Consider the following 19,087-nt stretch of genomic DNA (forward strand, 5'->3'; position numbering starts at 1 on the left):
GTCGCGCGGCGGCGCGTCAGCCGCCGACGAGCGACATGCGCACGGTCGGATAGACGCGGCCCGACCCGCGGGCCGGGCGGGCGGCGCGCCGTTCCGACGAACGGTCGTCGCGCCGCGTCCAGCGCTCGCGCACTGCGGCGGCGAGCGCGTCGAGCGGCGCCGCGTCGTCGAGCCACGGGCGCAGGTCGGTGCCCTGCGTCGCGAACAGGCAGGTATACAGCGTGCCGTCGGCCGACACGCGGGCGCGCGAGCAGGTGCCGCAGAACGGGTGCGACACGCTGGCGATGAAGCCGACCTCGCCCGCGCCGTCGAGATGGCGGCAGCGGATCGCGGTCGCGTCGTGTCCCGGCTCGCCGACGGTGACGAGCGGATACGACGCTTCGATCAGTTCGCGCATCCGCGCGGCCGGCACGACCTTGTCGCGCGACCACAGGTGCGCGCCGCCGACGTCCATGTACTCGATGAAGCGCACGGCCACGCCGGTATCGCGGAAATGGCGCACCAGCGGCAGGATCTGGTCGTCGTTCGCGCCGCGCTCGATGACCGCGTTGACCTTCACCGGCGCGAGCCCGGCCGCCTGCGCGGCTTCGATGCCGGCCAGCACGCGCGACACGGATACGTCGGCATCGCTCATGCGGCGGAACACGGCATCGTCGAGCGCGTCGAGGCTCACCGTCACGCGCGACAGCCCGGCATCGCGCAGCGTGCGCGCCTTGTCGGCGAGCAGCGAGCCGTTGGTCGTCAACGCGATCTCGACGGGCCGGCCATCGACGGTCGTCAGCGTTGCGAGGCGTTCGATCAGTCTTTCCAGATGGCGGCGCAGCAGCGGCTCGCCACCGGTGATGCGGATCTTTTCGACGCCGAGCGACGTGAAGGCGCGTGCGATCTTTTCGAGTTGCGCGAACGACAGCCGCGCGGACGACGGCATGAACGCATAGTCCGCACCGAAGCTCGCGCGCGGCATGCAGTAGCCGCAGCGGAAATTGCATTGATCGATCACCGACAGCCGCAGGTCGCGCAACGGGCGATCGAGCGTGTCGAGCGTGCGGCGGGCCGCGCGTGGAGACGGAAGGCCGGGCGATGCGGTATCGGCCGGCGCGGCGGGAGCGATGACGTTCACGATCGGTTCGTCGGCCTGCATGAGGTGGATGGAAGGGCCTCGCGGTGCGATCGCGTGCGAACGGACGTGCCGGCGCACGGATCGCGGCGAGTCTCATCGGGAGCATAGTCCGCCGGCTTTTCCCGGCAGGGGCACAATCGCACCCGAAATGCAGGAATACAGTTGCCGTTTCGGCACGCACGGCGCGGCGGGTGCGGATGGCGCGACGCATGGTGCCGAAGCGGGCGCGTGGCGTACGTTCCGATCATGCGAGCCAGTGTGCGAAGTCGTAGTACGACACCGCATCGCCGCGCGTGATGTGCTGCCCGGCCGGGAGCCGCGCGAGGCCGCTCGCCTGTACCAGCGAGCCGAGCGTGCCGGCGCCCTGCTGGCGCAGCGCATCGAGCACGGGCATGCCATCCGGGCCGCGCGGGGCGTGCACGCGGAGGAAGCGGTCGCGCTGCGCATCCGCTTCGACGTCGAGATCGAGCGGCAGCGACAATGCGAGCGGCAGGCGCTCGGCGCGCCCCTGCAGGCAACGGATCAGCGGCGCGACGAACAGCGCGAACGCGGTCATCGCGGCGCCCGGATTGCCCGGCAGCAGTACGACAGGGCGCGAGTCGAGGCGCGCGAGCGCAACGGGCTTGCCCGGCTTCATGCGCACGCCCGACACGACGAACGACGCGCCGAGCGCGCTGAGCGCGGGGCGCAGCAGGTCCCGGTCGCCGACCGACGCGCCGCCGACGCAGACGATCAGGTCGCAGCATGCGTGCAGCTCGCGCAGCGCGCGATCGACGGCGGGCGCGGTGTCGGCGGCGTGCATGCTGCACGCGACGCTGGCGCCGATGCCCGATACCAGCGCGGCCAGCATCGGCGCGTTGCTGTTGTAGATCTGCTGTGCCGCGCGCGGCGCGCCGCAGGCGACGAGTTCGTCGCCGGTCGTCAGGATGCCGACGCGCAGTGCCGCGCGGACGTCGAGATGCGCGAAACCCTGCGCGGCCGCGACGCCGACGTGCATCGCGCCGAGGCGTGTGCCGGCCGCCACCAGCGGGTCGCCGGCCCGCACCTCCTCGCCGCGACGGCGCAGGTGCGAACCGCTGCGCTGCGGCGCGTCGAAGCTCACGAAGCCGTCCCGTTCGCGTGCCTGCTCCTGCATCACGACGGTGTCCGCGCCGGGCGGGATCAGGCTGCCCGTGAAGATCCGCGCGGCGCTGCGGGGCGCCAGCGGCGCCGGCGCATCGCCCGCATAGCAGCGTTGCGCGACGCGCAGCGGCGCGCCGCCGGCGAGTTCCGCGTGACGCACCGCATAGCCGTCCATCGCGCTCTGGTCGGCCGGCGGCTGGTCGAGCACGGCGAACAGCGGCGCGGCCAGCACGCGGTCCGCCGCCTGCGCGAGCGGCACGGACGTGGCGGTTTCGAGCGGCGCAAATGCACCGGCGAAATGCTGCTGGGCGGTATCGAAGTCGAGCAGCGGTTTCATGACGAGAGGGCGGATTGCGCGTGGGCGGGCGCGGATCGATCGGGCCGCGCGGCGGACGGCGACACGTATTCGACGCAGCCGTCGTTGCGGCAGAAGCCGAGCAGCCGGACGCCGGCTTCGCGCGCGACGTCGATCGCGAGCGAGGTCGGCGCGGAGATCGCCGCGAGCATCGGGATGCCGACGCGCGCGGCCTTGCGCACGAGTTCATAGCTGGCGCGGCTCGACAGGAACGCGAAGCCCGCGTGCAGGTCGGCGCGGCGGCGCGCTCGCTCGCCGATCAGCTTGTCGAGCGCGTTATGACGGCCGACGTCCTCGAACACGTCGAGCACGTTGCCGTCGCGATCGCACCATGCGGCCGCGTGGATGCCGCCCGTGTCGCGCATCAGCGTCTGCCGGGACGGCAGCGTGCGCGCGGCGCGCGCGACGGCGTCGACGTCGATCGCGGCGGCCGAGCCGGCGGCCGCGATGCGCGCGGGATGCAGGTCGAGCTGCGCGATCTGCTCGATCCCGCATACGCCGCAGCCGGTGCGGCCGGCCAGCGCGCGGCGATGCGCCTTCAGCGCCATGAACGCGCGCTGCGACACGGTCAGCCGGACTTCGGCGCTGTCGCCCCTGTATTGGCTTTCAATGTCGAAAACTTCCGAGGCGCGCTCGACGATGCCTTCGCTGAGCGCGAAGCCGATGCCGAACGCGTCGAGATCGAGCGGCGTCGCCATCATCACCGTGTGCGCGATGCCGTTGAAGACGAGCGCGACCGGGCATTCGTCGACGACGCGATCGACGTCGTCCCGCGCGTCGCCGGCGCGATGACGCGTCACATGACAGGCGACGCTGCCGGTCGGCGCGTCGGCGCGGACGCAGGGTTCCATGCGGATTCCTCCAGGCGGGTACGGTTCCTGCGAAGCGGCGCCGCGCAGGGTTCGGCACGAATGTTACGGTCGTTTGACCGCGTGTCGCGTACACAGCGCCGCGATGCGAAAAGCAGTACAGCTGACGGCCGTGTGCGGGCGCAACGGCGTTTCCGTGTACACCTGTCCGGCGCCGCGGCGAGCACAGTTTCAGCACACGGATGCGTGATTGCGAGTATTGTTCAAAACGCGCTATCGTCGTTCACGCTTCGATGCCGTGCGTCGCGATCCGCTTGTGCTCGCCCGCCTCGTCGTCAAGCCGTCGCGCGATTTCCTGTTTCGGGCGGACGTCCTCACAACCTCGAGCACATTACGGTCATGGAAATCTTCGATGCGTTCCATCTCGCACGCCTGCAATTCGCGTTCACGGTGTCGTTCCACATCGTGTTCCCCGCGATCAGCATCGGCATGGCGAGCTTCCTGGCGGTGCTGGAATGGCGCTACCTCGTCACCGGCGACGCCGCCTACAAATCCATGTTCCAGTTCTGGTCGAAGATCTTCGCGATCGGCTTCGGCATGGGGGTGGTGTCCGGCGTCGTGATGGCCTACGAGTTCGGCACGAACTGGTCGGGCTTCTCGCGCATCGCGGGCAACATCACGGGGCCGCTGCTCACCTACGAGGTGCTGACCGCGTTCTTCCTCGAAGCGGGCTTTCTCGGCGTGATGCTGTTCGGCTGGCAGCGCGTGAGCCCGCGCGCGCATTTCTTCGCGACGCTGATGGTCGCGGTCGGCACGCTGATCTCGACGTTCTGGATCCTCGCGTCGAACAGCTTCATGCAGACGCCGCAGGGCTACCGGATCGAGAACGGCCTCGTCGTGCCGGTGGACTGGTTCAAGGTCGTGTTCAACCCGTCGTTCCCGTTTCGTCTCGCGCACATGACGATCGCGGCGTTCATCGTCGCGGGCTTCATCGTCGCCGCATGCGGTGCGTGGCACCTGCTGAAGGGGCGCCGCGACGAGCCGGTGAAGCGCAGCTTCTCGATGGCGCTGTGGATCCTGCTGCTGCTTGCGCCGGTCCAGATCGTCGTCGGCGACGCGCACGGCCTGAACACGCGCGAATACCAGCCCGCGAAGATCGCTGCGATCGAGGGGCTGTGGGAAACCGAGAAGGGTGGCACCGCGCTGAACCTGGTCGGCCTGCCCGACATGCAGGCGGAAACGACGCGCTATGCGATCCAGGTGCCGCATCTCGGCAGCCTGATCCTCACGCACAGCTGGGACGGCGAGATCCGCGGGCTGAAGGAATTCCCGCCACAGGACCGCCCGTATTCGCCGGTGATCTTCTGGACCTTCCGCATCATGGCGGGCCTCGGGATGCTGATGCTGCTGACCGCGCTGCTCGGGCTGCTGCTCAGAAAGGGCGGGCGGCTCTATGAAACGCGCTGGTTCCAGTGGTTCGTGCTGTGCATGGGCCCGTCGGGGATCGTCGCGCTGCTGGCCGGCTGGATCACGACCGAGGTCGGGCGGCAGCCGTGGACCGTGTACGGCGTGCTGCGCACCATCGATTCGGTCGCGCCGCTCAGTGCGCAGCAGGTCGGCGTGTCGCTGCTGGTGTTCGTGGTCGTGTATTTCCTCGTTTTCGGAACAGGCGTCTACTACATGTTGAAGCTGATGAGGCACGGGCCGGCCGCGCAGGCCGGGTATATCGAACTGCACCGGCATCCGGGGCTGCGCAAGAGCGCGCTGTCCACGCCGCTGAACGTCACCGAAGCGGAGTAAGCCATGCACATCGATCTTCCTGTCGTGTGGGCCGCGATCATCGGTCTCGGCGTGTTCCTCTACGTGATGCTGGACGGCTTCGATCTCGGCATCGGGCTGCTGTTTCCGTTTTTCGACGCGAAAGCCGAGCGACAGGTGATGCTCGACACCGTCGCGCCGGTATGGGACGGCAACGAGACCTTCCTCGTGCTCGGCGGCGCGGGCCTGTACGGCGCGTTCCCGGTCGTGTATTCGACGCTGCTGCCCGCGAACTACCTGCCGCTGATCCTGATGGTGGTCGGGCTGATCTTCCGCGGCGCGGCGTTCGAACTGCGCGCGAAGGCGAACCGCACGCAGCACATGTGGGATCTCGCGTTCATCGGCGGCTCGGCGCTCGCGGCGTTCTGCCAGGGGATCGTGCTCGGTTCGCTGCTGCAGGGCATCCGGATCGAGAACGACCAGTTCGCGGGCGGCCCGTTCGACTGGCTGTCGCCGTTCAGCCTGTTCTGCGGGATCGGCGTGCTCGTCACGTATGCGACGCTGGGCTGCGGCTGGCTGATCCTGAAGGTCGACGGCGAACTGCAGCGCAAGATGCGCTTGCTGATGAAGCCGTTGACCGGCGTGCTGCTCGGCGTGATGGCCGTCGTCAGCCTGTGGACCGTGATCGGCCTGCCGGCGGTCGCGCACCGCTGGTTCGGCAGCGGCAACCTCGGCTGGTTCCTGCCGGTGCCGGTGCTCGTGGTCGCGTGCGTATGGGGCATCTTCCACACGGTGAAGCGCCGCCACGAAGCGACGCCGTTCCTGCTGACGCTCGCGATCGTGTTCCTCGGCTACACGGGGCTCGTGATCAGCATCTGGCCGAACATCGTGCCGCCGTCGCTGACGATCTGGGCCGCCTCGTCGAGCCATTCGAGCCAGCTGTTCGCGCTGGTCGGCACGGTGATCGTGCTGCCGATCATCCTCGTGTACAACGCGATGCAGTACCGCGTGTTCCGCGGCAAGGTGCGCGAGGGCGACATCGGCTATCACTGACCGGCGCGCCGGGGCGAGGCGCGCCTGGCGCGAGCGTATCATCACGCGCAGCGCCCGCCCGGCCCGGCACCTGCCCGAAAGCGGCCCGCCACGTGCGGGCCGTTGCGCATCGGGCGCGCGATCCGTCTTGCGTATTCCTTTGGCAGTCGAGAAAACACCATGATCGTCAGACCACGACAAAACTGGCTCAGGATGCTGTTCGTATGGAACGGTTCCGTGCTGCAATCGATCATTCCGCAGCTCGTGTTCATGGCGGTCGTCAGCACGCTGGCGGTCTTTACGAACGGTCGCATCTTCGGCGAGAAGATTCCGCTGAACACGGCGCCGTTCACGCTGTTCGGGCTGGCGCTCGCGATCTTCCTCGCGTTTCGCAACAACGCGAGCTTCGAACGCTTCAAGGAGGCGCGGCATCTGTGGGGCAACCTGCTGATCGCGGCGCGCACGCTGACGTCGCAGATCCGCCGCTACCTGCCCGACAGCGTCGACGACGCGCAACGCAATCGGCTCGCCGACTGGCTGATCGCGTTCACCTATGCACTCAAGCACGAACTCCGCCATACCGATCCCGCGCCGGACCTGCAGCGGATCCTCGGCGCGGCGCGCGCCGATGCGCTTGCGCGCAAGGTCTACAAGCCGGTTGCGATCCTCGACGAGCTGCGCGGGGAAATCGTCCGCGCGCTCGACCGCGCGCCGGGCAGCGAGGCGACCTGCTGGATGTTCGATGCGCAGCTCGACGAGCTGGGCAAGACGGTCGGCGGGTGCGAGCGGATCCTGTCGACGCCGATTCCGTTCTCGTACAGCGTGTTGCTGCACCGCACGGTGTATGCCTACTGCGTGCTGCTGCCGTTCGGCCTCGTCGATTCGACCGAGTTCTTCACGCCGCTGATCTGCGTGTTCATCTCGTACACGCTGATCGCGCTCGAGGCGATCGCGAACGAAGTCGCGGAACCGTTCGGGCTCGCGCCGAACGCGCTGGCGCTCGACGCGATCACGCGCACGGTCGAGCGATCGGTGCTCGAGCTGTGCGAGCGCGAGCTGCCGGACGAATTCGTGCCGGCGTCGACGTACCAGATCACTTGATGCGGCGCGTGACAAGGTCGTCAGCAATCCGGACGACCTACGTCATCGCGACCGGCGGCGCGTGCTGCATCCAGCTGCGCTCCTGCATGCGGCTCTGGATGCGCCAGCCGCTTTCGCTGCGGACCAGCAGGTCGCGATACCACAGGCCGACGAAGCAGACGCGCTCGGCGCCCATTGCGTCGGCCGACACCATCATCACCTGTCCGGCGGTGCGCGCGGTCGCGGCGTCGCCGTCGACGACCACCAGTGAGGTCGAGATCGTATGCTGCGTGCCCCGCGTCGCCGCCGTCATCTGTTTCAGGTAGGCCGCGATGTCCGCGCGACGGCCGACCGGGCCGCCGAACGCCGCGTAGTCGAGCATCGCGTCGCCGGCGAAGATCCGCTCGAATTCGTGCCAGTCCCGGCGGTCGACGGCATGACAGTAGCGCGTCAGCAAATCCTGGATGGCGAGGCGGTCGAGCATTTCCTGCGCGGTCATGATGGCGTGGGCGTGCGTGGCGGGTAGGGGCACGATAGCCGGCGCGTGCCGATGCGGCATCGGCGGATCGGACTAGAAGCGCTTGATCGCGGCCGGCAGCGTCGTCCGTACCGCAGGATCAATCGAAATACGTGAGCCCGAGCGCGCGCTTCACGTCGGCCAGCGTCGCGCCCGCGACCTCCCGCGCATGCAGCGTGCCGCGTCGCAGGATCGTCATCACCTCGGCCTTGTCCGCCTCGAACTCGCGGCGGCGCGTGCGAATCGGCTCGATCAGCGCCTGCAGCCGCTCGTTCAGCACGCGCTTGACGACGCTGTCGCCGAGCCCGCCGCGGCGATAGTGCGCCTTGAGCTCGTCGACCTTCTGCACGTCCGGTTCGAACGCGTCGAGGAACGTGAACACGACATTGCCTTCGACCTGGCCGGGATCGTCCACGCGCAGGTGGTTCGGATCGGTGTACATGTCCTTGACGGCCTTCGTGATCTCGTCCGGTGTCGAGCCGAGCGTGATCGCATTGCCGAGCGACTTGCTCATCTTCGCCTTGCCGTCGATGCCGGGCAGCCGCGTGACCGCCGACAGTACCGCTTCGCATTCGACCAGCACGTCGCGCTCGACGGTCGCGTTGAAGCGGCGCACGAGTTCGTTGGTCTGCTCGATCATCGGCAATTGATCGTCGCCGACCGGCACGTGGGTCGCCTTGAACGCGGTGATGTCGGCGGCCTGGCTCACGGGGTAGGTCAGGAAGCCGGCCGGGATGTCGCGTTCGAAGCCGCGCAGGCGGATCTCTTCCTTGATGGTCGGATTGCGTTCGAGACGCGCGACCGTGACGAGATTGAGCAGGTATTGCGACAGTTCGGCCAGTTCGGGCACCTGCGACTGGACGACGATCGTCGAGATTGCGGGATCGATGCCGACCGCCAGATAGTCGAGCGCGACCTCGATCACGTTCTCGGTGACGCGCTGGCGTCGGCCCATGTTGTCGGTCAGCGCCTGCGTATCGGCGAGCAGCAGGAACTGCTTCGCTTCGTGCTGCATCTGCACGCGGGCGCGCAGCGAGCCGATGTAGTGGCCGAGGTGCAGCGGGCCGGTCGTGCGGTCGCCGGTGAGGATGGTCGGGCGGGTCGGATGGGTCATGGTGTCGGTTTGCTTCGGGTTATCGGAGCCGCCAGCCATGACGTGTGCGCAGAAACGACGATGCCGCCATGGTTGGCGGCATCACGTTCGGGATATGCAACGGAAAACGGGCCGCCTGGGTCAGGCGCGCCACCAGCAAAGCAGATTCGGCGAGGCGGGTTTCGTTTTCATCGCGCAAGTATAGCGCAGCGGCGGGACGCGCGTCAGCGCAGCGCAGATTCCATCGCGAGGCACGCGATCTCGGCCGACGGCCATAGCAGGTACAGCAGCGCCGCCATCATCAGCAGCGCGCACGCGCGCATCAGCGGCGCCCGGTGGTCGTCGCGCAGGATGCGGAAGTGCTGCATCAGTTTTTTCATGCTTTCCGGCGCGGGATGCGCCGCTCCAACGGTTGCTGCAACGGGTCGGGCGGGCCGACGCCGAGGGTGTTGCGGGTTTGGGATGCGCGCACGCGCATCGGGTTCCGGGGCCGGCGAGGCGGCCAGTGCGTCGCGGCGCAGGAAAAAGGGGATGATCAGACGTCGCGCGCGACGGGTGAAGCCCGGCCGAGGGACGTGCCGCATTCGTCCGGAATGCGACGCGACGCGCATCCTACCAGTTCGGCGCTTTGCGAACCGTCAAGAATTGTCGGGTTCGGGCGATGAGTACGGCATGCGAGCGGGCCCGCATGCTGCCGTCCGCCGTGGACGGGGTATTTCACGGCGACTCACCGTTTCTCGAGAAGCGTTTTCAGATAATCCACTCGCTGTCTGGTGATCGTGAGGAGGCAGTCTTTCGTGATCAAGCCGGGGCCTGTACCCTGGGACTGCGATGCCTCCGCCGCAATGTAACCATTGCACTGCTTCTCTCTATAGCTGAGCCACGCTTTCTGCGACTGTTCAAATTCGCGCTTGTATTGGGTGGACGAGTATATTTTCTGATAAATCGCATTCAGGTCTTTTTTCGAATTTTCCAGCTCGCGGCTGACGCAGGAAAAATCGTCATGGCCATTTGCGGTGTCGGCGCACGTTCCGGCAAATGAAGTCGCGGGCAACATGAGAAACACTAAGAAGGCGATTTTTTTCATGGCGCTCTTGAAAGATTGTCGGCGGCTTGGCGCAAGACGTCCCATCTTATAGGCAAGCTGCCGGGAATACGCCGACGCGTGCATCGTTCCGCATGCATTTCCCGCCATCGAGACCACAGGCGGTCCCGCGACACCTCCCCCACCCCCAGCTTTTTTCTCGTCAACAACCACAAAAATCATCATTTCGCCCCAGGCGACCTGTCAGCAGAATGTCTCCATTCCAGCTCGCGCGACGGCATGCACGCCGAGGCGAGCCACACTTCAGAAGGAGACAGCCGTGGCAGTCGAAACCACCTCAATCGATACGCTCGTCGTAGGCGCAGGCCAGGCCGGCGTGGCCATGAGCGAGCACCTGGGCAAGCTCGGCGTGCCGCATCTCGTGCTGGAGCGCGACCGCATCGCCGAGCGCTGGCGCACCGGCCGCTGGGATTCGCTCGTCGCGAACGGCCCGGCCTGGCACGATCGCTTTCCGGGGCTCGAATTCGACGGCCTCGACCCCGACGCATTCGCATCGAAGGATCAGGTCGCGGACTACTTCGAAGCCTATGCGCGCAAGATCGACGCGCCGATCCGAACCGGCGTCGAAGTGACGAGCGTCGTGCGCAACACCGGCAAGCCGGGCTTCGTCGTCGAAACCTCGGCAGGCACGATCGAGGCGACCCGCGTGGTGGTCGCCACCGGCCCGTTCCAGCGCCCCGTGATTCCGCCGATCGCACCGGACGACGCCAGCCTGCTGCAGATCCATTCCGCCGACTATCGCAACCCGGGCCAGTTGCCCGACGGCGCCGTGCTGGTGGTCGGCGCGGGCTCGTCGGGCGTGCAGATCGCCGACGAGCTGCAGCGCGCGGGCCGCCGGGTCTATCTGTCGGTCGGCCCGCATGACCGCCCGCCGCGCGCGTATCGCGGCCGCGACTTCTGCTGGTGGCTCGGCGTGCTCGGCGAATGGGACAAGGAAGTCGCGACGCCCGGCCGCGAGCACGTGACGATCGCGGTGAGCGGCGCGCGCGGCGGCCATACGGTCGATTTCCGTCAGCTCGCGAACCAGGGCGTGACGCTCGTCGGGCTGACGAAATCGTTCGACGGCGGCGTGGCGACGTTCGAACGCGATCTCGCGGTCAATCTCGCGCGCGGCGACGAGAACTACCTGTCGCTGCTCGACGCGGCCGACGCATATGCATTGCGCAACGGCCTCGACCTGCCCGACGAACCCGACGCGCGGCGCATCCTGCCGAACCCCGAATGCGTCACGCATCCGATTCTCGCGCTCGACCTGGCGGCGGCCGGCGTGACGACGATCGTCTGGGCGACCGGCTATGCGGTCGACTACGGCTGGCTGAAGGTCGACGCGTTCGCCGAGAACGGCAAGCCGCAGCATCAGCGCGGCGTGTCGAAGGAGCCGGGCATCTACTTCCTCGGGCTGCCGTGGCTGTCGCGGCGCGGCTCCAGCTTTATCTGGGGCGTCTGGCACGACGCGAAGCACATCGCCGATCACATCGCGACGCAGCGCAAATACCTCGACTATCACCGCGCGGCGCCGCGTCGCGTGCGCGCGTGTTCGGCGCAGCACGGCGATGTCGCCCACGTCGATCCGCATCCGCTCGCCGACGCAATGAACTGACCGAACCGCCGCTGCCGCCAGCCGGCACCGGAATGGCATGTGCCTGCCGCGCGGCGTCCGCGTCCGGCGCGGCGGGCGTGAACCCTGACACGATCGAAGGATATCGATGAGCGAACCTACCCATACCCGTATCCGCATGTTCAACACGAAGGATACCTACCCGAACCAGTCGCTCGACAACGACCTGTGCCAGGCCGTGCGCGCCGGCAACACGGTCTACGTGCGCGGCCAGGTCGGCACCGATTTCGACGGGAACCTGATCGGGCTCGGCGATCCGCGCGCACAGGCCGAGCAGGCGATGAAGAACGTCAAGCAGCTGCTCGAGGAAGCCGGCAGCGACCTCACGCATATCGTCAAGACGACGACCTACCTGATCGACCCGCGCTATCGCGAGCCCGTGTACCAGGAAGTCGGCAAGTGGCTGAAGGGCGTCTATCCGATCTCGACGGGGCTCGTCGTGTCGGCGCTCGGCCAGCCGCAGTGGCTGATGGAGATCGACGTGATCGCGGTGATTCCGGACAACTGGCAGCCGAACCGCGCATAGGAGGCGACATGACTTTCTCCATCGTCGGGCGCTGCCCGGAAACCGGCCAGCTCGGCATCGCGATCAGTTCGTCGAGCATCGCGGTGGGCGCGCGCTGCCCCTGGGTGCGCGCCGGCGTCGGCGCGGTCGCGACGCAGAACGTCACGCTGCCCGCGCTCGGCCCGCAGATCCTCGACCTGATCGAACACGAGCAGCTCGCGCCCGCGGCGGCGCTCGACCGCGCGTTGAGTGCGAACGGCTGGAGCCAGTACCGGCAGGTGACGGCGATCGACGGGCAGGGGCAGACGGCCTGCTTCACCGGCAAGGAAGCGCTCGGCACGCACCATGCGGTGCGCGGCGAGCAATGCGTGGCGGCCGGCAACCTGCTGGCCGCGCCGGCCGTCATCGACGCGATGGTGCGCGCGTTCGAGCAGGCGCCCGGGCTGCTCGCCGATCGCCTGCTGGCCGCGATGCATGCGGCGGTCGCGGCGGGCGGCGAGGCGGGGCCGGTCCATTCGGCGGCGCTGAAGGTGGCCGGCGACGTGACCTGGCCGATCGTCGACCTGCGGATCGACTGGGCCGACGCAGACCCGATCGGGCAGCTGGATGCGCTGTTGCAGGCCTATCGCCCGCAGATGCAGGACTACCAGACGCGCGCGCTGAACCCGACGGCCGCACCGAGCTACGGAGTGCCGGGCGATGAATGAGCTGTCGAGCCGCGCGCTGCTCGAGCGGCTGATCGGTTTCGCGACGGTCAGCCGCGATTCGAACCTCGAGATGATCGACTTCATCCGCGACTATCTCGACGGCTTCGGCATCGCGAGCGAACTGTTCTATAACGCGGAGCGTACGAAGGCGAGCCTGTACGCGACGATCGGGCCGCGCGAGCGCGGCGGCATCGCACTGTCGGGACATACCGACGTGGTGCCGGTGGACGGGCAGGCGTGGACGGTCGAGCCGTTCCGGCTGACCGAGCGCGACGGCCGCCTGTACGGGCGCGGCACGGCCGACATGAAGGGCTTCATCGCAGCGGCGCTGGCGGCCGTGCCGGCATTCGTCGCGCGGCCGCTGCGCGAGCCCGTGCATCTCGTGTTTTCGTACGACGAGGAAGTCGGCTGCGTCGGCGTGCGCCCGATGCTCGCGGAACTGGCCGCGCGCGAACACCGGCCGCGCCTGTGCGTGATCGGCGAGCCGACCGCGCTGAAGCCGGTGCTCGGCCACAAGGGCAAGCTCGCGATGCGCTGCCACGTGAAGGGCGCCGCGTGCCATTCCGCGTACGCGCCGTCCGGCGTCAACGCGATCGACTATGCGGCGAAGCTGATCGGCCGGCTCGGCGAGATCGGTGCGGCGCTCGCGCGGCCGGACCGGCACGACAGCCGTTTCGATCCGCCGTTCTCGACCGTCCAGACCGGATTGATCAAGGGCGGCCGCGCGCTGAACATCGTGCCGGCCGAATGCGAGTTCGACTTCGAGGTGCGTGCGCTGCCGGATTTCGATGCGCGGGACGTGCCGAGGACGCTGCAGGATTATGCGGAATCCGAACTGCTGCCGCGCATGCGTGCGGTGCAGCCGGATACCGACATTCGCTTTCAGCCGCTGGGCGCATATCCGGGGCTGGCGACCGCAGCCGACAGCGACGCCGCGCAGCTGCTCGCGATGCTGACCGGCTCGGCTGCGTTCGGCACCGTCGCGTTCGGCACCGAGGGCGGACTGTTCGGGCAGGCCGGCATCCCGACCGTGGTGTGCGGACCGGGCAGCATGGACCAGGGGCACAAGCCCGACGAGTTCGTCACGCTCGAGCAGTTGCACGGCTGCGACGCGATGCTCGCGCGCCTTGCCGGGCATCTCGCCGACGGAGCCTGAGCGGATCGCGCTACGTCGAAACGCACACGCCTGTCGCAGGCATGTGCGCGTTGCCGTTTGTCCGACACGGGAGGTGCGACCGGTTCGCCGATCGCTGCGCGGCCGAGGCGTGCGTCAGCGCGGCAGTTCCGCGTTGATCTGCGCGAGCCGTTCGCGGCAGAACTCGACGAACGACTGCGCCTGCTTGGTCAGCTGGCCGCGCTTGAGCCGCGCGCTGACGAGCCCCGACGGGCTGACGGTTTCGCTGATGCCGATCGTCACGACGCGGCGGCCGTCGTACGTGTATTCGGAATGCGGACGCGTGACGAGCAGCGAGAAGCCGAAGCCCTGGCCGACCATCCCGCGCACCATTTCGATCGACGGCGACGCGAACACGATATTGGGCGTGAGCCCGAGCTCGTGGAACAGGCTGACGAAGTACGTGCGGCTCGGCTGCACGTCGAGCAGGATCATCGGCTCGACGCTCAGGTCGCGCAGCGACACCTGCGCCTGACCGGCGAACCGGTGCTGCTCCGGCAGCAGCACGTAAGGCTGCTGCGGCGGCATCAGCGGCTCGGTCTCGATCGTGCCGTCGAGATCGTGATCGTAGAGAAAGGCGAGATCGAAGCTGCCCGCCGTCAGACCCTGCACGAGCTCCTGCTGGTCGCCGTCGCGCAGGCGGATGTTGACGCCCGGATAGCGTTCCCGGAAACCCGCGATCAGCTGCGGCAGGTAGAGCGGCGCGACCGTCTCGAAGCAGCCGATGTCGATCTGGCCCGTCACGACGTCGTTGTCGGCGAGCGCGTTCTGCTCGAACTCGTGCGCGATGCGCAGCAGCTCCTGCGCCTTCCTGTAGAAGCGCGTGCCGCTCGGCGTGAGCGAGACGCCCTGTGCGTGATGGCGGATGAACAGCTTCACGCCGAAGCTTTCCTCCAGACCCTTGATTGCACTGGAGATCGACGGCTGCGCGATGAACAGCTGACGCGACGCCTCGGCGACGCTGCCCGATTCGACCGTCGTCACGAAATATTTCAGTTGCCGCAAAGTGTAGTGAGCCACAGGCACCTCTGTTGCCCGCCCCGGGGCGCGACCCGGGCGCGTATCCGTTCCATTGTCGGGTAGCACCATAACCGAAGAAAATCGCGGCCGCGATCCTTGCTACAGAGCTTTTTTGTACGACTCGAAAATATTTTTAGTATTTTCCGGTCGCGGCGCACGTGGCGCACCATCGTCTCCAACATCGATCGCGGCGGCATCTGCCGCGCAGCCCCAGGAGACATCGCCATGACCACCGCGGACCGCAACGCGTCCCCCATGATAGAGAAACACACGATCGGCTACGTGCCGCCCTCGGACCGGCACGGCAAGGTGCGCGATCTGTTCACGCTCTGGTTCGGCGGCAACATCGCGCCGCTGCCGATCGTGACCGGCGCGCTCGGCGTACAGCTGTTTCACCTGAACCTGATGTGGGGGATCGTCGCGATCGTCGTCGGCCAGGCGGTCGGCGGCGTGCTGATGGCGCTGCATTCGGCGCAGGGCCCGCAGATGGGCATCCCGCAGATGATCCAGAGCCGCGCGCAGTTCGGCTCGTGGGGCGCGCTGCTCGTCACCGTGATCGCGGCCGTGATGTACGTCGGCTTCTTCGCGTCGAACATCGTGCTGGCCGGCAAGTCGGTGCACGGCATCGCGCCGTCGGTGCCGGTGCCGGTCGGCATCGTGATCGGCGCGGTCGGCTCGGGGCTGATCGGCATCGTCGGCTACCGCTTCATCCACATCCTGAACCGCATCGGCACGTGGGTGCTCGGCATCGGCATCGCCGTCGGCTTCTGGATGATCCTCACGCACGTCGCGACCGACGATTTCCTCACGCGCGGCGGCTTCAATTTCGCGGGCTGGCTCGCGACGGTGTCGCTGTCGGCGCTGTGGCAGATCGCGTTCGCGCCGTACGTGTCGGACTATTCGCGCTATCTGCCGGAGAACGTCGGCGTCGCGTCGACGTTCTGGGCGACCTATCTCGGCTGCACGATCGGCTCGACGCTCGCCTTCGTGTTCGGCGCGGTCGCGGTGCTCGCGGTGCCGGCCGGCGCCGACACGATGGATGCGGTCAAGCAGGCGACGGGCCCGCTCGGCCCGCTGATGCTGGTGCTGTTCCTGCTGAGCGTGATCAGCCACAACGCGCTGAACCTGTACGGCGCGGTGCTCGCGGTGATCACGTCGGTGCAGACCTTCGCGTACCGGTGGATTCCGACCGCGAAGGCGCGCGCGGTGCTGTCGGTCGTGATCTTCGTCGCGTGCTGCTACGCGGCGATCGGCGCGTCGACGAACTTCATCGGCCACCTCGTCGATCTGGTGCTCGCGCTGCTCGTCGTGCTGGTGCCCTGGACCGCGATCAACCTGATCGACTTCTACGTGATCCACAAGGGCAAGTACGACATCAAGTCGATCTTCATGGTGGACGGCGGCATCTACGGCCGCTTCAATCCGCAGGCGCTGATCGCGTATGCGATCGGCATCCTGGTGCAGATCCCGTTCATGAACACGCCGATGTATGCGGGTCCGATTCCCGCGCATCTCGGCGGCGCGGACCTGTCCTGGCTGGTCGGGCTGCTGCTGACCTCGCCGCTGTACTACTGGCTCGCGACGCGCGACAGCGCGTACCGGCGCCGGCAGGCGGGCGCGCACCTGCCGCCGACGGCGGCACGCTGAGCGGCAGAGGCGGGCGGCTCGCGACGCGATCCGAATCGCACCGCATCGCGAGCCCGCGTGGCGTTACACGTTCGCCGAGCGCGCGACGCGCACCGGCACCGACTTGTACGACGGCGTGCCGCTTTCCTTGTCGATGTAGTCGAGCGGCACCAGCACGTTCGCTTCCGGGTAATACGCGCCGACCGATCCCGGCGCGATGTCGTACTCGATCGCGGTGATCTTCTCGAGCCGCAGCTGCCGCCCCGACGCGGTGATCGTCTCGATGTCGACGAGGTCGCCGTGTTCGAGCCCGTACTTCGCGAGATCCGCCGGGTTCATGAACAGCACGTCGCGACGGCCGAACACGCCGCGGTAGCGGTCGTCGAGGCCGTAGACCGTCGTGTTGTACTGGTCGTGGCTGCGCAGCGTGATCAGGCGCAGCACCTGTTCGCCGCCGAGCACCTCGGCGTCTTCCGCGACGCCCTGGTACACGGAGAACATCGCCTTGCCGGTCGGCGTCGGCCATACGCGCTCGGTCGGCGGCAGCGGCAGGCGGAAACCGCCCGGTGTGCGGATGCGCTCGTTGAACGCCTCGAAGCCGGGAATGGTGCGATCGATCAGGTCGCGGATCCGGTCGTAGTCGGCGATCAGGTCGAGCCATGCGACCTTGCTGTTCGGCAGCGTCGCATGCGCGATGCCGGCGACGATCGCGGGCTCCGAGCGCAGCTGGTCCGACGCAGGCTTGAGCTTGCCGGCCGACGCGTGCACCATCGACATCGAATCCTCGACCGTGATCGACTGCGGGCCGGTCGCCTGCACGTCGAGCTCGGTGCGGCCGAGCACGGGCAGGATGTAGGTTTCCTTTGCGACCAGCAGATGCGAGCGGTTCAGCTTGGTGCCGAGATGGACGCTCAGGTCGAGCTTCGACATCGCCGGGAACGACAGCTCGGGATCGGGCAGCGCGACCGCGAAATTGCCGCCGAGGCACAGCAGCGCCTTCGCGCGGCCGTCGATCATCGCCTGCATCGCCTGCACCGCGTCGTGGCCATGATGCGACGGCGGCGTGAAGCCGCACACGTCCTCGATCTTCTTCAGGAAATCGGCGGACGGCTTCTCGGTGATGCCGACCGTGCGGTTGCCCTGCACGTTCGAGTGGCCGCGCAGTGGGCAGATGCCGGCGCCCGGCTTGCCGATGTTGCCGCGCATCAGCAGCAGGTCGGCGATCAGGCGCACGTTGGCGGTGCCCTTGTTGTGCTGCGTGATGCCCATCCCGTACGTGACGATCGCCGCGTTCGACTTCGCATACGCGAGCGCGACCTCTTCGAGCTGCGCCTGGCTGAGCCCGCTCGCGCGCTCGATGTCGTCCCACGAGGTCGCGTGCAGGTCGGCCGCGCATGCGTCGAAACCTTCGGTATGCTGCGCGATGAATGCGCGGTCGAGCACGTCGCCGCGCTCGGCGTCGAGCTGCAGCAGCGCCTTCATGATGCCTTTCAGCGCGGCCGCGTCGCCGCCCGCGTCGACCTGGTAGTACGTCGATGCGATTCGCGTCGAGCCGAACGACGCCATCTCGATCATGTCCTGCGGATCCGCGAAGCGTTCGAGCGCGCGTTCGCGCAGCGGATTGAACACGATGATCGGCACGTTGCGGCGCGCGCACTCGTGCAGCGTGCCCATCATGCGCGGATGGTTCGTGCCGGGGTTGTGACCGATCGAGATGATCAGGTCGCACTTGTCGAAATCTTCCAGCGACACCGTGCCCTTGCCGATGCCGATCGACTGCGGCAGACCGACGCTGGTCGGTTCGTGGCACATGTTCGAGCAGTCGGGGAAGTTGTTGGTGCCGAGCTCGCGCGCGAACAGCTGGTACAGGTACGCGGCTTCGTTCGATGCGCGGCCCGACGTGTAGAACTCGACCTGCTCGGGCGGCAGCGCGCGCAGCACTTCGCCGATGCGCGCGAATGCATCGTCCCATTCGACCGCGCGGAACGTGTCGGTCGCACGGTCGTAGACGAGCGGGTGCGTGAGCCGGCCCATGTTCTCCAGTTCGTAGTCCGACATCCGCAGCAGCGACGACACCGTGTTCGCCGCGAAGAACTCGGGCGTCACGCGCTTGGTCGTCGCTTCCCACGTGACGGCCTTCGCGCCGTTCTCGCAGAACTGGAACGTCGACTTGTGTTCCTTGTCGGGCCATGCGCAGCCGGGGCAGTCGAAGCCGGTCGGCTGGTTGGTCCGCATCAGCACGATGGGCGCCTCGATGGTCTCCATCTGCGTGCGCACGGCCTCGGCTGTCGCGCGAAGCGCGCCCCAACCGCCGGCGGGCCCGTCGTACTTCCTGATGCCTGGCACTTCGCGTCGATTTGTCATGTGAATGCTCCGTGGGCCGTGTCCACGCATGGGAGCGCGGCCCGGGTTGCGCCGCATCGCGGCGAGGGGCGGCTCCGTCCAT

Annotated in this window: 17 protein-coding genes; 8 read left to right on the top strand and 9 right to left on the bottom strand. The window is 67.8% G+C overall.

All coding sequences use genetic code 11. The annotated features are described in order from the left end of the window. Positions 1-16: 16 nt before the first annotated feature. The 3 genes from moaA to fdhD all read right to left on the bottom strand — a co-directional run bounded on the left by moaA (position 17) and on the right by fdhD (position 3,448). Complete coding sequence (gene moaA, locus WS57_RS15240; protein WP_059513477.1) at positions 17-1,141, bottom strand: GTP 3',8-cyclase MoaA; 1,125 nt, start codon at positions 1,139-1,141, stop codon at positions 17-19. Positions 1,142-1,364: 223 nt separating this feature from the next. Next, on the bottom strand, positions 1,365-2,579 hold the full coding sequence (locus tag WS57_RS15245; RefSeq protein WP_069244497.1) for a molybdopterin molybdotransferase MoeA: 1,215 nt from the start codon (positions 2,577-2,579) through the stop codon (positions 1,365-1,367). Then, positions 2,576-3,448: a formate dehydrogenase accessory sulfurtransferase FdhD gene (gene fdhD / locus WS57_RS15250; RefSeq protein WP_069244498.1), complete on the bottom strand. Its 873-nt coding sequence runs from the start codon at positions 3,446-3,448 to the stop codon at positions 2,576-2,578. The genes WS57_RS15245 and fdhD overlap by 4 nt, the downstream gene beginning before the upstream one ends. Positions 3,449-3,805: 357 nt before the next feature. On the opposite strand from fdhD, the gene WS57_RS15255 reads away from it, so the two are divergent. The 3 genes from WS57_RS15255 to WS57_RS15265 all read left to right on the top strand — a co-directional run bounded on the left by WS57_RS15255 (position 3,806) and on the right by WS57_RS15265 (position 7,297). Then, complete coding sequence (locus WS57_RS15255) at positions 3,806-5,206, top strand: cytochrome ubiquinol oxidase subunit I (protein ID WP_038455689.1); 1,401 nt, start codon at positions 3,806-3,808, stop codon at positions 5,204-5,206. 3 nt (positions 5,207-5,209) lie between these two features. Then, the gene (cydB, locus tag WS57_RS15260) at positions 5,210-6,217 is read left to right on the top strand and encodes a cytochrome d ubiquinol oxidase subunit II (protein WP_009693790.1); all 1,008 of its coding nucleotides are present in this window, start codon (positions 5,210-5,212) and stop codon (positions 6,215-6,217) included. A 159-nt stretch (positions 6,218-6,376) separates the two neighbouring features. Next, positions 6,377-7,297, top strand: coding sequence for a bestrophin family protein (locus WS57_RS15265; RefSeq protein WP_059513471.1), 921 nt, complete (start codon positions 6,377-6,379; stop codon positions 7,295-7,297). 37 nt (positions 7,298-7,334) lie between these two features. Here the strand turns inward: WS57_RS15265 and WS57_RS15270 are convergent, their stop codons facing one another. The 4 genes from WS57_RS15270 to WS57_RS15280 all read right to left on the bottom strand — a co-directional run bounded on the left by WS57_RS15270 (position 7,335) and on the right by WS57_RS15280 (position 10,156). Then, on the bottom strand, positions 7,335-7,775 hold the full coding sequence (locus WS57_RS15270) for a nuclear transport factor 2 family protein (RefSeq protein WP_059513469.1): 441 nt from the start codon (positions 7,773-7,775) through the stop codon (positions 7,335-7,337). A gap of 118 nt (positions 7,776-7,893) precedes the next feature. Continuing rightward, positions 7,894-8,907, bottom strand: coding sequence for a tryptophan--tRNA ligase (gene trpS / locus WS57_RS15275; RefSeq protein WP_059606140.1), 1,014 nt, complete (start codon positions 8,905-8,907; stop codon positions 7,894-7,896). Positions 8,908-9,110: 203 nt separating this feature from the next. Then, on the bottom strand, positions 9,111-9,266 hold the full coding sequence (locus WS57_RS37625; RefSeq protein ID WP_009693794.1) for a hypothetical protein: 156 nt from the start codon (positions 9,264-9,266) through the stop codon (positions 9,111-9,113). Positions 9,267-9,613: 347 nt separating this feature from the next. Continuing rightward, positions 9,614-10,156, bottom strand: a complete 543-nt coding sequence (locus WS57_RS15280; protein ID WP_236871938.1) for a lysozyme inhibitor LprI family protein — start codon at positions 10,154-10,156, stop codon at positions 9,614-9,616. A gap of 94 nt (positions 10,157-10,250) precedes the next feature. Here WS57_RS15280 and WS57_RS15285 point away from each other — a divergent pair, with 94 nt between their 5' ends. The 4 genes from WS57_RS15285 to argE all read left to right on the top strand — a co-directional run bounded on the left by WS57_RS15285 (position 10,251) and on the right by argE (position 13,977). Then, positions 10,251-11,591 carry a flavin-containing monooxygenase gene (locus tag WS57_RS15285; RefSeq protein ID WP_009693796.1) on the top strand — a complete coding sequence of 447 codons (1,341 nt, stop codon included), beginning with the start codon at positions 10,251-10,253 and terminating at the stop codon, positions 11,589-11,591. 106 nt (positions 11,592-11,697) lie between these two features. Then, a complete protein-coding gene (locus WS57_RS15290) occupies positions 11,698-12,135 on the top strand; it encodes a RidA family protein (protein WP_009693797.1) in 438 nt (145 codons plus the stop codon). 8 nt (positions 12,136-12,143) lie between these two features. Then, complete coding sequence (locus WS57_RS15295; RefSeq protein WP_069244499.1) at positions 12,144-12,821, top strand: DUF1028 domain-containing protein; 678 nt, start codon at positions 12,144-12,146, stop codon at positions 12,819-12,821. Next, positions 12,814-13,977: an acetylornithine deacetylase gene (argE, locus tag WS57_RS15300; protein WP_069244500.1), complete on the top strand. Its 1,164-nt coding sequence runs from the start codon at positions 12,814-12,816 to the stop codon at positions 13,975-13,977. Before WS57_RS15295 ends, argE begins: the two co-directional genes overlap by 8 nt. A 114-nt stretch (positions 13,978-14,091) precedes the next feature. On the opposite strand, the gene WS57_RS15305 is transcribed toward argE, so the two are convergent. After that, positions 14,092-15,015 (bottom strand): LysR substrate-binding domain-containing protein, encoded by a 924-nt coding sequence (locus tag WS57_RS15305; protein WP_038455705.1) that lies wholly within the window; start codon positions 15,013-15,015, stop codon positions 14,092-14,094. A gap of 225 nt (positions 15,016-15,240) precedes the next feature. On the opposite strand from WS57_RS15305, the gene WS57_RS15310 reads away from it, so the two are divergent. Beyond that, on the top strand, positions 15,241-16,662 hold the full coding sequence (locus WS57_RS15310; RefSeq protein ID WP_009690084.1) for a purine-cytosine permease family protein: 1,422 nt from the start codon (positions 15,241-15,243) through the stop codon (positions 16,660-16,662). Between the two features lie 63 nt (positions 16,663-16,725). Here the strand turns inward: WS57_RS15310 and WS57_RS15315 are convergent, their stop codons facing one another. Continuing rightward, entirely contained in the window at positions 16,726-19,005 is a 2,280-nt protein-coding gene (locus WS57_RS15315) for an FdhF/YdeP family oxidoreductase (RefSeq protein WP_069244501.1), read from the bottom strand. Positions 19,006-19,087 lie beyond the last annotated feature (82 nt).

This window comes from Burkholderia pseudomultivorans, from assembly GCF_001718415.1.
GTDB lineage: Bacteria > Pseudomonadota > Gammaproteobacteria > Burkholderiales > Burkholderiaceae > Burkholderia > Burkholderia pseudomultivorans_A.

Excerpts from the sequence above, each read along its gene's own strand:
- moaA (WP_059513477.1), bottom strand. The coding sequence starts at position 1,141 with ATGCAGGCCGACGAACCGATCGTGAACGTCATCGCTCCCGCCGCGCCG.
- WS57_RS15245 (WP_069244497.1), bottom strand. The coding sequence starts at position 2,579 with ATGAAACCGCTGCTCGACTTCGATACCGCCCAGCAGCATTTCGCCGGT.
- fdhD (WP_069244498.1), bottom strand. The coding sequence starts at position 3,448 with ATGGAACCCTGCGTCCGCGCCGACGCGCCGACCGGCAGCGTCGCCTGT.
- WS57_RS15255 (WP_038455689.1), top strand. The coding sequence starts at position 3,806 with ATGGAAATCTTCGATGCGTTCCATCTCGCACGCCTGCAATTCGCGTTC.
- cydB (WP_009693790.1), top strand. The coding sequence starts at position 5,210 with ATGCACATCGATCTTCCTGTCGTGTGGGCCGCGATCATCGGTCTCGGC.
- WS57_RS15265 (WP_059513471.1), top strand. The coding sequence starts at position 6,377 with ATGATCGTCAGACCACGACAAAACTGGCTCAGGATGCTGTTCGTATGG.
- WS57_RS15270 (WP_059513469.1), bottom strand. The coding sequence starts at position 7,775 with ATGACCGCGCAGGAAATGCTCGACCGCCTCGCCATCCAGGATTTGCTG.
- trpS (WP_059606140.1), bottom strand. The coding sequence starts at position 8,907 with ATGACCCATCCGACCCGCCCGACCATCCTCACCGGCGACCGCACGACC.
- WS57_RS37625 (WP_009693794.1), bottom strand. The coding sequence starts at position 9,266 with ATGAAAAAACTGATGCAGCACTTCCGCATCCTGCGCGACGACCACCGG.
- WS57_RS15280 (WP_236871938.1), bottom strand. The coding sequence starts at position 10,156 with ATGATGATTTTTGTGGTTGTTGACGAGAAAAAAGCTGGGGGTGGGGGA.
- WS57_RS15290 (WP_009693797.1), top strand. The coding sequence starts at position 11,698 with ATGAGCGAACCTACCCATACCCGTATCCGCATGTTCAACACGAAGGAT.
- WS57_RS15295 (WP_069244499.1), top strand. The coding sequence starts at position 12,144 with ATGACTTTCTCCATCGTCGGGCGCTGCCCGGAAACCGGCCAGCTCGGC.
- argE (WP_069244500.1), top strand. The coding sequence starts at position 12,814 with ATGAATGAGCTGTCGAGCCGCGCGCTGCTCGAGCGGCTGATCGGTTTC.
- WS57_RS15310 (WP_009690084.1), top strand. The coding sequence starts at position 15,241 with ATGACCACCGCGGACCGCAACGCGTCCCCCATGATAGAGAAACACACG.
- WS57_RS15315 (WP_069244501.1), bottom strand. The coding sequence starts at position 19,005 with ATGACAAATCGACGCGAAGTGCCAGGCATCAGGAAGTACGACGGGCCC.